This is a genomic window from Halorussus vallis, from assembly GCF_024138165.1.
Taxonomy (GTDB): Archaea; Halobacteriota; Halobacteria; order Halobacteriales; family Haladaptataceae; genus Halorussus; species Halorussus vallis.
The window spans coordinates 1,190,389-1,202,848 of sequence record NZ_CP100000.1 but is presented as its reverse complement, the minus strand read 5'-3'; the positions used below and the strand labels follow the sequence as shown (position 1 = coordinate 1,202,848).

13 protein-coding genes are annotated in these 12,460 nt (G+C 67.5%); 10 read left to right on the top strand and 3 right to left on the bottom strand.

Annotated features, from left to right (window positions below; all coding sequences use genetic code 11):
* Positions 1-252: 252 nt before the first annotated feature.
* Positions 253-732, top strand: coding sequence for a DUF8009 family protein (locus NGM07_RS06260; protein ID WP_253518461.1), 480 nt, complete (start codon positions 253-255; stop codon positions 730-732).
* A gap of 36 nt (positions 733-768) precedes the next feature.
* Here NGM07_RS06260 and NGM07_RS06255 read toward each other — a convergent pair whose 3' ends face one another.
* Positions 769-1,212 carry an NYN domain-containing protein gene (locus tag NGM07_RS06255; protein WP_253518459.1) on the bottom strand — a complete coding sequence of 148 codons (444 nt, stop codon included), beginning with the start codon at positions 1,210-1,212 and terminating at the stop codon, positions 769-771.
* Between the two features lie 227 nt (positions 1,213-1,439).
* Between NGM07_RS06255 and NGM07_RS06250 the strand changes: the two genes are divergently transcribed.
* From NGM07_RS06250 to NGM07_RS06240, 3 genes are all read left to right on the top strand, one after another.
* Entirely contained in the window at positions 1,440-3,020 is a 1,581-nt protein-coding gene (locus tag NGM07_RS06250; protein ID WP_253518457.1) for a S8 family peptidase, read from the top strand.
* Between the two features lie 255 nt (positions 3,021-3,275).
* Complete coding sequence (locus NGM07_RS06245; protein WP_253518455.1) at positions 3,276-4,982, top strand: Na+/H+ antiporter; 1,707 nt, start codon at positions 3,276-3,278, stop codon at positions 4,980-4,982.
* 137 nt (positions 4,983-5,119) lie between these two features.
* On the top strand, positions 5,120-5,401 hold the full coding sequence (locus tag NGM07_RS06240; protein ID WP_253518453.1) for a hypothetical protein: 282 nt from the start codon (positions 5,120-5,122) through the stop codon (positions 5,399-5,401).
* On the opposite strand, the gene NGM07_RS06235 is transcribed toward NGM07_RS06240, so the two are convergent.
* A complete protein-coding gene (locus tag NGM07_RS06235; protein WP_253518451.1) occupies positions 5,377-5,823 on the bottom strand; it encodes a hypothetical protein in 447 nt (148 codons plus the stop codon). The genes NGM07_RS06240 and NGM07_RS06235 overlap by 25 nt on opposite strands.
* 257 nt (positions 5,824-6,080) lie before the next feature.
* Between NGM07_RS06235 and NGM07_RS06230 the strand changes: the two genes are divergently transcribed.
* From NGM07_RS06230 to NGM07_RS06205, 6 genes are all read left to right on the top strand, one after another.
* Entirely contained in the window at positions 6,081-6,260 is a 180-nt protein-coding gene (locus tag NGM07_RS06230; RefSeq protein ID WP_253518450.1) for a hypothetical protein, read from the top strand.
* Between the two features lie 102 nt (positions 6,261-6,362).
* Positions 6,363-7,454 (top strand): glycine cleavage system aminomethyltransferase GcvT, encoded by a 1,092-nt coding sequence (gene gcvT, locus NGM07_RS06225; RefSeq protein ID WP_253518448.1) that lies wholly within the window; start codon positions 6,363-6,365, stop codon positions 7,452-7,454.
* Between the two features lie 2 nt (positions 7,455-7,456).
* Complete coding sequence (gcvH, locus tag NGM07_RS06220) at positions 7,457-7,840, top strand: glycine cleavage system protein GcvH (protein WP_253518446.1); 384 nt, start codon at positions 7,457-7,459, stop codon at positions 7,838-7,840.
* Between the two features lie 305 nt (positions 7,841-8,145).
* On the top strand, positions 8,146-9,489 hold the full coding sequence (gene gcvPA / locus NGM07_RS06215; protein WP_253518444.1) for an aminomethyl-transferring glycine dehydrogenase subunit GcvPA: 1,344 nt from the start codon (positions 8,146-8,148) through the stop codon (positions 9,487-9,489).
* A complete protein-coding gene (gene gcvPB, locus NGM07_RS06210) occupies positions 9,490-10,944 on the top strand; it encodes an aminomethyl-transferring glycine dehydrogenase subunit GcvPB (protein WP_253518443.1) in 1,455 nt (484 codons plus the stop codon).
* Positions 10,945-11,134: 190 nt separating this feature from the next.
* The gene (locus tag NGM07_RS06205; protein ID WP_253518441.1) at positions 11,135-11,983 is read left to right on the top strand and encodes a class I SAM-dependent methyltransferase; all 849 of its coding nucleotides are present in this window, start codon (positions 11,135-11,137) and stop codon (positions 11,981-11,983) included.
* A 76-nt stretch (positions 11,984-12,059) separates the two neighbouring features.
* Here the strand turns inward: NGM07_RS06205 and NGM07_RS06200 are convergent, their stop codons facing one another.
* Positions 12,060-12,416 (bottom strand): response regulator, encoded by a 357-nt coding sequence (locus NGM07_RS06200; RefSeq protein ID WP_253518439.1) that lies wholly within the window; start codon positions 12,414-12,416, stop codon positions 12,060-12,062.
* Positions 12,417-12,460: the final 44 nt, after the last annotated feature.

Below are 12,460 nucleotides of genomic sequence, written 5' to 3'. Positions count from 1 at the left end.
TTCTGCACACAAAATCGACCGAACGGTGATTCCAAGGTCGGTTCGCTTCATCTGGACACCTATTAGGTGGGGGCGCGTCTTCGCGTCGAAATCGCGGGACGTGAGCGCGCTCTGACAGGCACTGGGTCGTGATAGCGTGCCATTTTGTCACATCGCTAGGCGGAACGGAAACTTTTATACTACGGTGGAGAGGAACCGGCCCTCCGCGTCTCCGAGTGAATACTCAAGGGCCTCGGGACCCGAGCGACGGGCATGAACGCCGACGGGACAGACCCGGGGGTCGTCCACACCGTCGTCGTGACGACCGACGACGTCGTCGCGGCCTACGAGGCGCGACGGCGCACGCCGTCGCGCCGAACCGTTTTGCGGGCGACGCCGCCGTTCAGCGGCCGGATGCGGGCGCGCCTTCACGTCGTCGACGAGGCCGACGAAGACGGACGAACCGCCAACGTGGACCCGCAGACCGGCGCCATCCACCTCCACCCTGACCGACTCGTCGACGAGGACGCGGTCGAAGCGTTCCCGCACCCCGACGACACGGAGGACCGACTCCGCGAGGACCCCGACGAGGAGTTCTCGGTCGAACGCCACCACGAGCGCCACGCCGAGGCGGTCGAGGCGTGGCGCGAGTCGGTCGCGGCCGCCGTCGTGGAGACGCTCGAACTGCGGACCGGCGGGAGCGAATCGGCGGCCGACGGACGCCACCGCGTCGCCGTCAAGAAACTGGGGTGAGCGGCCGAGACTCCGATTCTCGGTCGTCGAGGCGCGTCATTCCTCCAGCACGTACGCCTCGTGGGCGGCGTTGCGAAGCGCGTCGGAGCGGCCGTGTTCGCCGGGGGCGATGGCGACGGTTCGGACGCCGTTGCGGGCGGCCTTCTCCAGCACCGGCTTGAAATCGGTGTCCCGCGAGGCGATGGCCAGCACGTCCAGTCCGTCGGTCAGCGCGAACTCGGTGGCGTCGACCGCGAGTTTCACGTCGACGTCCCCGCTGGTCACCGTGACCTCGTAGCCGCGGGCTTCGGCCGCCTGGATAAGCCCGGGTGTCGCGTGTTCGTCGAGGTAGAGTCTGGTCACTACCAGTTGGCCCAGTTCGGAGGCGGCATCGCGAACGTCGTCCAAGTCCACGTCGAACTCCTCGCGGAGGACGTTCGGTCCGTCGACGAACAGCGCGACGGACGTCTCCCCCGAGAGGAGCGAGCGCAACGGCTTCATGGTCGCCGATACCCGTCGGTCGGCTATAGCGGTGGCGGTCCCGGCGTCCCGGTGGCTCGCCGGTTCCTCGCCGAGCGCTGCCGTGCGAGACGGTCGGCGACGAACCGCCCACTTCAAACGCTGTATATATTTGAAAAACCAGTACGTAAAATAACTATACTGAGACAATAATTAATTCTCTTTTACGGACAAATTTAAATTAATACGGTTCGTTGTGACAGTTGCGTATGTCAGATGAAGGCACGCAGCGTTTCGATCGACGTAGTTTCCTGAAGGCAACGGGCGCGGTCGGTGCCGCGGCCGCCATGGGTGGCATCACTGCCGCGACCCCCGGGCGCGAACCCGGTCCGAAGGAGGACGAGATCCTGGTCGGCGTCTCCGCAGGTGCGGGAGACGTCGAGCAGGCGGTCACACAGCACGTCCCCGGCAACGCCGAGGTCGTCCACAAGAACGAGAAACTCCGGTACGTCGCCGTCAAGTTCCCGAGCGAGGCTCCCGACGTCGCTCGTCAGAACTTCATCGACGCCATCACGAAGAAGGAGGGCATCAAGTACGCCGAGCCGAACGCGACGTACGAGACCCAGATGACGCCGAACGACCCCCGTTTCGGCGACCAGTACGCGCCCCAGCAGGTCAAGTCCGACCAGGCGTGGGACACGACCACGGGTTCGTCGGACGTCACCATCGCGGTCGTCGACACCGGCGCCCAGTACGACCACCCGGACCTCGCGGCCAACTACAAGTCCGACCCCGGCAAGGACTTCGTGGACTCGGACTCGGACCCGGCGCCCGACGTCCCCCAGGACGAGTACCACGGCACGCACGTCTCGGGCTGTGCGGCGGCCGTCGTCGACAACGGCACCGGCGTCGCCGGCCAGGGCAACTCCTCGCTCATCAACGGCCGGGCGCTCGACGAGAGCGGTAGCGGTTCCACCTCCGACATCGCCGACGCGGTCCGATGGGCGGCTGACCAGGGCGCCGACATCATCAACATGTCCCTCGGCGGTGGCGGCTACACTTCGACGATGAAGAACGCCGTCAGCTACGCGACCAGCAACGGCTCGCTCGTCATCTGCGCGGCGGGTAACGACGGGTCGAGCAGCGTCTCCTACCCCGCGGCCTACAGCGAGTGCGTGGCCGTCTCGGCGGTCGACAGCAACGAGCAACTCGCGTCGTTCTCCCAGTACGGTAGCGACGTCGAACTCTGCGCCCCCGGCGTCGACATCCTCTCGACCACCACCGAGACTCGCGGCTCCTACGAGAAGCTCTCGGGGACCTCGATGGCGACCCCCGTCACGTCCGGCGTCGCCGGACTGACCCTCGCCAAGTGGTCGAGCCTCACCAACTCCGAACTCCGCGCCCACCTCAAGAACACGGCCGAGGACATCGGCCTCTCCTCGGACAAGCAGGGCAGCGGTCAGGTCGACGCCTACGCGGCGGTCACCACCGATCCGTCGAACAGCGGTGGCGGCGGTGGCGGTGGCGACGGTTCGACCTCCTCGACCGTCAGCGACTCGCTGTCGGGGTCGAGCGACTACGACGACTATACGTGGAGCTGGGAGTACAGCAGTCCGAGCCAGATCGTCGTGGAACTCGCCGGTCCGAGCGACGCCGACTTCGACCTCTACATCAACGAGGGCACGACGACGGCCGCGAGTCCGAGCAACTACGACTACCGCTCGATCAGCACGAACAGCCAGGAGTCCATCACCATCGACAGCCCCGACACGTCGACGGCGCTCCAGATCGACGTCGACTCCTACAGCGGGTCGGGTAGCTACGACCTCACCATCACCGAGTACCAGTAGTCGCTCGGTTCGCGGCGTTACTCCTTTTTCCGCTCGGTCGCGTTTCGGTCCAGCGACGGCTTCGTGCGGCGTCCGGCGGTGAATGTCGCCGGACGCCGAGAAGCTGAAGAGACGTCTCCGTCGCGCGGCGGAATCGACCCTCGCCGACCGGCCCCCGGACACCTCGGGCCGCGAGTCACGTCGCGCCTCGTCTCCGGGCGGCCTCGAGCCGAGAGGGCCTTTTCCTTTAATTGCCGCCGGGCCTAACGACTCCCCATGGTCGCAGAGACTGGTATCGCCGCCGAACTCATCGACCTGCTCGCGGTGTTCGTCATCGCGGCGGGCGTCGGCATCTTCGTCGCCAAGGTCGGTAAATTTCCGTACACCATCGCGCTGTTGCTCGCGGGGTTCGCGGTGTCCGTCCTCGGCATCACGATCGACATCGAACTGTCTCACGATCTCATCCTCCTCGTGTTCCTCCCGCCACTGTTGTTCGAGGGAGCGGCCACGACGGACCTCGAACGGTTCCGGGCGAACTTGCTCCCGATAATCGTGCTCGCGGTCGTCGGTCTGATAGTCTCGATCCTCGCACTCGGGGTGGCCGGCAGCTACGTCTTCGGCTTCCCCCTGCTCATCTCGTTGCTGTTCGCCGCGATGATACTGCCGACCGACCCGGTGTCGGTGCTGGCGCTGTTCGAGGAACTCGGCGCGCCCGAGCGACTCTCGGTGCTGGTCGAGGGCGAGAGCCTGGTCAACGACGGCGTCGGCGTCGTCATCTTCTCGACGCTGTTCGCGCTGGTCGTCGAGTCCCAGCAGGCCGGGACGGAACTCGCGGAACTGGTCACCCCCGGCACCATCGGACAGGCGTCGGTCGACGTCCTCGTCGCCAGCGGCGGCGGCTTCCTGGTCGGGTTGGTCGCCGGCCTCGCGGTGTACCAGGTGATGTACCGACTCGACGAGCACATGACCGAGATCGTGCTCACGATGATTTTGGCCTACGGGAGCTTCCTGCTGGCCGAACACTATCTCCACGTCAGCGGCGTCATCGCCACGGTGACGGCGGGGCTGTTCATCGGCAACGCGGGCGCGGAGTACGCGATGAGCGCCCAGACCAAGATCTCTGTGTTCAACACCTGGGACACCGCCGCCTTCCTCGTCAACACGCTCATCTTCCTACTCATCGGGGCCAAGACCCCCATCGCCCAGATTCTCACCCACGGCAAGCTCATTCTGCTGGCGATTCCGCTGGTGGTGGCGGCCCGCGCGCTGGTCGTCTACCCGCTCACGGCCCTCTCGAACCGGTTCATCCCGGCGTCGATACCGCTGTCGTACCAGCACGTGATGGTGTGGGGCGGACTCCACGGCTCCATCCCCATCGCGCTCGTGCTCGGCCTGCCGCCCCAGTTCCCCCACCGGGAGGAGCTTCGCGCGATGGTGTTCGGGGTCGCGGCGTTCAGCCTCATCGGCCAGGGGCTGTCGATGGAGCGCGTGATGGACGCGTTCGACATCGTCACCCGCTCGGACGCCGAGGAACTCTACGAACTGCTCGTGGGTCGCGCGCGGTCGGTCGACGCCGCGCTCGACGCCGCCGAACGACTCCACCGGACGGGCGACCTCTCGAACTCGGTCTACGAGGATTTCCGCGCGGAGTACCAGCGCGAGAAGGACGACCTGAGCGGTGCCATCTCCCAGTTGCTGACGAGCAATCCCGAACTCCGCGAGGAGGAACTGCTGGTCGGCGAGCGCCGCGTGCTCAAGCGCGAGAAGAGCGCGGTCATGGACGCGATGCGGAACGGGACCATCAGCGACGACGTGGGCCACCGCCTGCTCGAAGAACTCGACCTCAAACTCGACCGGGTCCAGACGGGCGAGAGCACCGTCACCCACGACCCCGAGGAGGAGGGCTTCCAGGAGTTCTGGCGGGCGCGCGCCGCCGAGTACGGACTCGACATGGAACCGCGACCGAAACCCGGCGACGACTGAGACGTCGGGGCGACCGGAGTCGGTCGGGGGAACGTGCCGCCGGGGCGGCACGTTCCCCCGACGCGAACGTTCAAGTACCGAGACGGGGCAAGTTCGCGGTCGCCGGCGCGCGGAACTCACCTGCCGGCCCGACATCCATGACGCACTGTCACAACTGCGGTCACTCCGGTTCGTTCGTGTTGCTCGTCGACCTCGCGCTGTCGATTCCGGCCGACCCTTCCGGGTCGGCCGACTCCGCCGACTCTACCGACTCCACCGTCTCTCCCGACCCGGCCGACCCCGACGCGTCGGGGTCGGCCGGTCGCTCCGTCAAGGAGGCGGTTTCGCTCGCCGTCCAGTGTCCTGCCTGCGACAGCACCGACGTCGGCGTCTCGGCGGCGACGTTGCTCGCGCGCTACGCCTCGAACACGTCGTCGTAGCGGTCTGCGTTCGCCCCCGCGTCGCGGTCGGCGTCGTCGGTCCAGACGACCAGCGGAACTTCTGCCCGACGCGCCGCCTCGTCGAGGCGGCGCTCGACGCCGCGGACGGTCGACTCCGACCACCACCCGGCGAATCGGTCGCGCCCGCACAGCCACAGCGCCGCCGCGTTCCGCTCGGCGACGAACCGGGTCGCGCAGTCGGCGGCCGCGGGAACCTCGTCGTAGCCGAACTGCCGGACCGCCCTCCCGGTTCCGGCGTCGGCCGAGACGTACAGCGACGCGTACCGCCGGTCGGCGTCCACGGTCGCCAACACGCCGGGCGAAACCGTCACCGTGCGACTTGGCCGCATCGGCGCGCGCGTTCCCCGGACGAGCACCGCGCCCGCTCCGGTTTGCTCCAGCCGCGAAGCGAGTTTATTCATCGTCGTATTAGTCATATTCGTCTAGGTAGTCGATATAGCTACGGACGCATAACGGTACCGGTGGCGGAAGTTGGGGGTCGCGTCGACGCGCCGCGGCCCGGAGGGAACTGGCCTGACGTCGTCTCTCGGCGTTCGGTTGAAAGTCGTCGGCGAACCGCGGGTGCGAACGTCGAGTCTTCGACGCGGTAGGCGAAAGTACCGAGATAGTCGAAATAGCTAAGAGTCCATAACAGTACCGATAGCCAAGACGGCCGTAGATGAGTTCAGACGACAGCGACGAGAAGATACTCGGGACGACGACCGTGACCCAGCGCTGGCGAATCAGCCTCATCAAGGCCGTCCGCGAGGAGTTCGCCGAAGACGGCGTCGACGTCGAGGAGGGCGACAGGCTGGTGTACAAACTCCGCGACGGGCAGATCGTCGTCGAACCCGCCTGAGCAGGGTTGGCGCCTGCGACGGAGCCGTCGGCGGCCGAGCGGCGGTACGGATCGCCGGACGGGAAAACAAAACATTACTTGTGGGGGGTCGACCGTTGGAGTATGGCCCTTCGGAAGCCGCCACTGCGCGACGTCCACGACGCGCGCGGAGCGACGTTCACGGAGTTCGGCGGGTGGGACATGCCCGTCGAGTTCGAGTCGATAACGGACGAACACCGCGCGGTCAGGGAGGAGGTCGGCATCTTCGACGTCTCCCACATGGGCGAGATAGAGGTCGCCGGGCCGGACGCGGAAGCGCTGATGCAGCGGCTCACGACCAACGACGTCACCGCCCTCGACCCGGGCGACTCCCACTACTCGATGATCACCGACGAGGACGGCGTCATCGTCGACGACACGGTGGTCTACCGGCTCCCCGAGGGCGACGAGGCGGAGTTCCTGTTCGTCCCGAACGCGGGTCACGACGAGCAGATGCACGAGCACTGGACCGCTCACCGCAACGAGTGGGACCTCGACGCGACGGTTTCGAACGCGACCGACGAGTACGCGATGTTCGCGCTCCAGGGCCCCGACGCCCCCGAACTGCTCGGGGAGGTCGCCGAGGAATCGATTCTTGACCTCCAGAAGTTCGAGGCCAAGTACGCCACCGTCGCGGGCGTCGAGTGCTGGACCGCTCGCACCGGCTACACCGGCGAGGACGGCTTCGAACTCGTCCTGCCCGCCGCGGAGGCCGAGACCGTCTGGGAGGCGCTTGACTGCCAGCCCTGCGGCCTCGGCGCTCGAGACACCCTCCGACTGGAGATGGGCTTTCTACTCTCGGGCCAGGACTTCGACCACGAGGACGACCCCCGCAACCCCTACGAGGCGGGCGTCGGCTGGACCGTCAAACTCGATACCGAGTTCGTCGGCCGGGACGCCCTCGAACGCGTCGAGGCGGAGGGCGTCGAGGAGGAGTTCGTCGGCATCAAACTCGTCGACCGCGGCGTGCCGCGCCACGGCTACGACGTCACCAACACCGACGACGTGATAATCGGGCAGGTGACCAGCGGGACGATGAGTCCGACGCTCGGCGAACCCATCGCGCTGGGGTACGTCCCGACCGAGTACGCCGACCCCGGGGCGGTCGTCAACGTGGTCGTCCGCGGCCAGTCGAAAAAAGCAAAGATCGCGAACACGCCATTTCTGAGTGACTGACAATGAGTTTCGACGTACCAGCAGACCGGAAGTACATGGAATCGCACGAGTGGGTAACGGACGCCGACGATACCGCGAAGGTCGGCATCACCGACTTCGCCCAGGACGAACTGGGCGACGTGGTGTTCGTCGAACTCCCCGACGAGGGCGACGACCTCACCAAGGACGAGGAGTTCGGCGTGGTCGAGTCCATCAAGGCCGTCTCGGACCTCTACTCGCCGGTGAACGGCACCGTCGTCGCCGTCAACGAGGCGCTGGCCGACCAGCCCGAACTGGTCAACGACGACCCCTTCGGCGACGGCTGGATGCTGGAGGTCGAACTCGACGACGACAGCGGGATGGACGACCTGCTGTCGGCCGACGAGTACCGCGAGCAGATCGAGTAGGTTCGGGTCGGGACTGCGATTTTCCGGCGGCCGACAGTGGCTCGGAAGTGGCGACTGAAACCGTGACAGCATCGAAGGCCCTCGCACGCTCCGGTCGAGCGCACCGGAAGCGAGAACCGTCGTCACGCGCACCTGCCGAGAGCCACCGTCGCTCCCGACGAACAGATGCGGCGGTTTTCGGCCAGTTCTGTTCACGGTCGACCCCTTCCCCACCCACCTCGGACGCCATCTGTTACACGAACGTGCATCGAGGCCGAAACCGAATACCACTCGCTTAAAACGGTCGACTCCGTAGCCTCGCACACATGAGCGGACGAAACGAGCGCGGGGAGCGGGGAAGCCCGTACGCCCCACACACCGCCGCCGAGACGGAGGCGATGCTCGACGCCGTGGACGCCGACGACGTGACCGACCTCTTCGACATCCCCGAGTCGGTCGCGTTCGACGGCGACTTCGGCATCGAGGCCCGGACCGAACGCGACGCCGAGCGCCACGTCTGGGGGCTACTGTCGCGCAACGACGACCTGACCGAGTTCCTGGGGCGGGGCCACTACGAGCACTACGTCCCCTCGCTGGTCGACCACCTCTCGCAGCGCTCGGAGTTTTTGACCTCCTACACCCAGTACCAGCCGGAGATCACCCAGGGGTTCCTCCAGGCGCTGTTCGAGTACCAGTCGATGCTGGTGGAGCTGACGGGCCTCGAAATAGTCAACGCCTCGATGTACGACCACGCCTCCGCGCTGGCGGAGGCGGCCCTGCTCGCCGCCCGGGTGCGCTCGACCGACGGCGACCGGGTGCTGGTGCCCGAGTACCTGCTGGCCGAGCGTCGGGACATCCTCGAAAACTACACCGACGGCGCGGGCCTCGCCGTGGAAACCTACGGCACCGACGACGGGAACGTCGACGTCGACGCGCTGGCCGAGGCCCTCGACGACGACGTCCTGATGGTGTACGCGGAGAACCCCACCACGCGCGGGACGATAGAGGAGCACCTCGCGGACGTCGGCGACCTGGCCGACGACCACGGTGCGCTGTTCTGCCTCGGCACCGACCCCGTCGCGCTCGCGGTGCTCCAGGAACCCGCGTCGGTCGGCGCCGACGTGGTGGTCGGCGACGCGGCCGCGCTCGGACTGCCCACGGCCTACGGCATGGGACTGGGTCTGTTCGCCACGCGCGAGGAGTTCGTCCGGCAGGTGCCGGGCCGACTCGTCGGCGCCAGTGAGGACGCCGCCGACCGCCGGACCTACACGCTGACGCTCCAGACGCGCGAACAGCACATCCGCCGCGAGCGCGCGACGAGCAACATCTGCACGAACCAGGCGTGGGTCGCACTCCGGACCGCCATCCACGCCGCCTACCTCGGCCCCGCCGGACTGGTCGACCTCGCCAACGACTGCGTGACCCTCGCGGCCGACCTCGCCGACCGACTCGACGACGTGAGCGGCCTGCAGGCGCCGGTCCACGACCGCCACCACTTCCGGGAGTTCGTCGCCCACACCGACCAGCCCGCCGCCGCCATCGCCTCGGACCTCGAAGCCGAGGGCTTCGCGGTCCACGCGGTCGGCGAACACGAGGTGCAGGTCTGCGTGACCGACGCGAACGAGCACGCCGTCGACCGACTGGTCGCGGCCTTCGAGGAGGTGGCCTAGATGCGCTACGACCAAGCCCGGTGGACCCACGACAAGAACGGCGAATCGACCGACGACCAGTACGAACCGCTACTCTCGGAGAAGAACACCGAGGAGGTCGAGGTCGAGTCGCCGCTCCCCGACGAACTGACTCGCGACACCGTGGAACTGCCCGGCCTCTCGGAACCCGAACTCGCGCGCCACTACACCCGGCTCTCCCAGATGAACTACGGCGTCGACTCCGGGCCGTACCCGCTGGGCAGTTGCACGATGAAGTACAACCCGAAGTTCACCGAGGACGTGGCGGCGCTCCCGAGCGCGGCGGTCCACCACGACCGCTCGGACCGGAGCCTCCAGGGGACCCTGGCGCTGATGCACGGCCTCCAGGACTACCTCGCACGCATCGGCGGGATGGACGCGGTGAGCCTCCAGCCTCCTGCCGGCGCGGCCGGCGAATTCGCAGGCATCCTCGTCGCCAAGGCGTACCACGAGGCCGAGGGCGACGGCGAGACTCGCGACGAGATCATCGTCCCCGACAGCGCCCACGGCACCAACTTCGCCAGCGCGGCGCTGGCCGGCTACGACGTGGTCGAACTCCCCTCGGGCGACGACGGCCGGGTCGACCTCGAAGCGCTGGAGGCCGCCGCCGGCGACCGGACCGCGCTGTTCATGCTGACGAATCCGAACACGCTCGGACTGTTCGAGCGGAACATCGAGGAGATCGCCGAAATCGTCCACGACGCCGGCGGCCTGCTCTACTACGACGGTGCGAACCTCAACGCCCTGCTGGGCCAGGCCCGACCGGGCGACATGGGCTTCGACATCATGCACTACAACGTCCACAAGACGTTCGCCACGCCCCACGGCGGCGGCGGCCCCGGCGCCGGCCCGGTCGGCGTGGTTTCCGACCTCGCGGAGTTCCTGCCCGCGCCGCGGGTCCGCGAAACCGACTCGGGTGCCTACGAGCGCTTCGACCCCGAGTCGACCGTCGGCAAGGTCCACGGCTTCGAAGGCAACTGGCTTGTCCTCGTGAAAGCCTACGCCTACATCGCCCGCCTCGGCGACGTGGGCCTCGAAGACGCCTCCGCGAAGGCGGTGTTGAACGCCAACTACCTCGCCAGCCAGATAGAGTACGAGATTCCGTTCGGGCCGTTCCACCACGAGTTCGTCGCCAGTGCGGGCGACCAGGACGCCGCCGACGTGGCCAAGCGGATGCTCGACTACGGCGTCCACCCGCCGACGACCAAGTGGCCCGAGATCGTCCCCGAGGCGCTGATGACCGAGCCGACCGAGATAGAGACGAAGGAGACGCTCGACCAACTCGCGGCGGCGTTCGACGCGGTCCACGACGAGGACGACGAGACGCTCTCGGCCGCGCCCGAGCGCACCACCGCTCGGCGCATCGACCAGACGAGCGCGGCCCGCGACCTGCGGCTGTCGTGGCGGGCGCTCGGCGCTGACGACTCCGAGGAATAGGTCGGACCGCGGAACGACGGACGAATCACGCGAAACGCCGGTCGTTTGGCGCCGCCCGGTGGCGCCGAACGACCGACTCGTTCGAATCGTCCGAATCGCTCGAACCGTGCGACTCGCTCGAACTGACCCACTCGTTCGACCCGCCGCGCACGGAACGCTTATCTTCTCGACGTGAGTCCGAACGAAGTCCATGCGCGAACTCCCGCTCGACGACCTGCCGAAGCACTCGCCGTGGCCGTCGAGACTACTCGACCTCGACGACCGGGACGGCGACGGCCCAGGCGGCACCGGAGTGGCGGCCTACGAGTCCATCTACGAGCAACTGCTCGACCTCGCACGCGAGAACCCCGAGATGGACTTCCGGGACGTGAAGCGATCCGCCAACCACTACGCCGAGGAGAGTCCGGTCGCCGTCTCCCGGGGCGAGACGCTCTACCTCGCCGACGTCGACGAGAAACAGGAACTCCAGGACGAGGCGCTGGTCGCCGCCCTCGACGGCGTGCTCGCGGGCGGCGAGACGGTGGTCGCGCTCGGCTGCGGGTGGGGCCACGAACTCGGCGTGCTGGCCGAGGCCTACCCCGACTGCGAGTTCGTCGGCGGCGAATCCGCGGCGAGCGGCGTGGCGCTCGCCCGCGAACTGCTGGGCGACCGCGACCGAATCGCCGTCGAGTCGTTCGACTTCCGCGACGACCGGTGGGACCCGCTGGAGGCCCTCCCCGACGAGGAGGAGGTCGTCCTGTTCACGCAGGGGTCGCTGACCGCGATACCGAGCGTTCGGAAAATCGTGACCGGCCCGCTGGCGACGTACCGCGACCGAATCCGGGTCGGCGTCCACCTCGAACACGTAGCCGAACTCCACCCCGCGGACACGCTACTCGGCCAACTCCGGCGGAGCTACGTCGCCCGCCGGGGCTACAACGACGACTTACTGTCGTCGCTCCGCGACGCCGACCGCTTCGAGGTGACCGAGACGACCTACGACGTGGTCGGCGGCAATCCGCTCCACCCGCTCTCGGAGATTCGGTGGAAGCCCGCCTGAACGGCGGGGGAACCCTGCCGAGGAACTGTGCCGAGGAACCGTGCCGGCGCGCACGGACGACCAGACCGGCGGCCGCTCAGACGAAGGAGTCGAGTTCGGCGAGTACGTCCTCGGGGTCGAACGGCTTGGTCACGTAGCTGTCGGCGCCGGCCCTGACGGCCTGTTTCATCTTGCTCTCCTGGTCGACGCTGGTGACCATCACGACGACCGGCGGGTCGGCCCGCGATTTGATCTCCGAGGTCGCCTCCACCCCGTCCATCTCGGGCATCATGATGTCCATCGTTATCGCGTCGGGGGCGTGACGTTCGAACTGCTCGACCGCCTCGGCGCCGGTGCCGGCTTCCGCGACGACGTCGAACTCGCCCTCGACCGCCTGGCGAATCATCGTCCGCTGGAAGTCGCTGTCGTCCACTATCATCAACGCTGGGGGCATTCGTTACGTGGGTCGCGCGGAGGGCACCCAGATAAAACCTCCCC

What these genes read in the sequence shown, in the direction of transcription:
- NGM07_RS06260 (WP_253518461.1), top strand. Translation starts at nt 253, where the DNA reads ATGAACGCCGACGGGACAGACCCGGGGGTCGTCCACACCGTCGTCGTG.
- NGM07_RS06255 (WP_253518459.1), bottom strand. Translation starts at nt 1,212, where the DNA reads ATGAAGCCGTTGCGCTCGCTCCTCTCGGGGGAGACGTCCGTCGCGCTG.
- NGM07_RS06250 (WP_253518457.1), top strand. Translation starts at nt 1,440, where the DNA reads ATGTCAGATGAAGGCACGCAGCGTTTCGATCGACGTAGTTTCCTGAAG.
- NGM07_RS06245 (WP_253518455.1), top strand. Translation starts at nt 3,276, where the DNA reads ATGGTCGCAGAGACTGGTATCGCCGCCGAACTCATCGACCTGCTCGCG.
- NGM07_RS06240 (WP_253518453.1), top strand. Translation starts at nt 5,120, where the DNA reads ATGACGCACTGTCACAACTGCGGTCACTCCGGTTCGTTCGTGTTGCTC.
- NGM07_RS06235 (WP_253518451.1), bottom strand. Translation starts at nt 5,823, where the DNA reads ATGAATAAACTCGCTTCGCGGCTGGAGCAAACCGGAGCGGGCGCGGTG.
- NGM07_RS06230 (WP_253518450.1), top strand. Translation starts at nt 6,081, where the DNA reads ATGAGTTCAGACGACAGCGACGAGAAGATACTCGGGACGACGACCGTG.
- gcvT (WP_253518448.1), top strand. Translation starts at nt 6,363, where the DNA reads ATGGCCCTTCGGAAGCCGCCACTGCGCGACGTCCACGACGCGCGCGGA.
- gcvH (WP_253518446.1), top strand. Translation starts at nt 7,457, where the DNA reads ATGAGTTTCGACGTACCAGCAGACCGGAAGTACATGGAATCGCACGAG.
- gcvPA (WP_253518444.1), top strand. Translation starts at nt 8,146, where the DNA reads ATGAGCGGACGAAACGAGCGCGGGGAGCGGGGAAGCCCGTACGCCCCA.
- gcvPB (WP_253518443.1), top strand. Translation starts at nt 9,490, where the DNA reads ATGCGCTACGACCAAGCCCGGTGGACCCACGACAAGAACGGCGAATCG.
- NGM07_RS06205 (WP_253518441.1), top strand. Translation starts at nt 11,135, where the DNA reads ATGCGCGAACTCCCGCTCGACGACCTGCCGAAGCACTCGCCGTGGCCG.
- NGM07_RS06200 (WP_253518439.1), bottom strand. Translation starts at nt 12,416, where the DNA reads ATGCCCCCAGCGTTGATGATAGTGGACGACAGCGACTTCCAGCGGACG.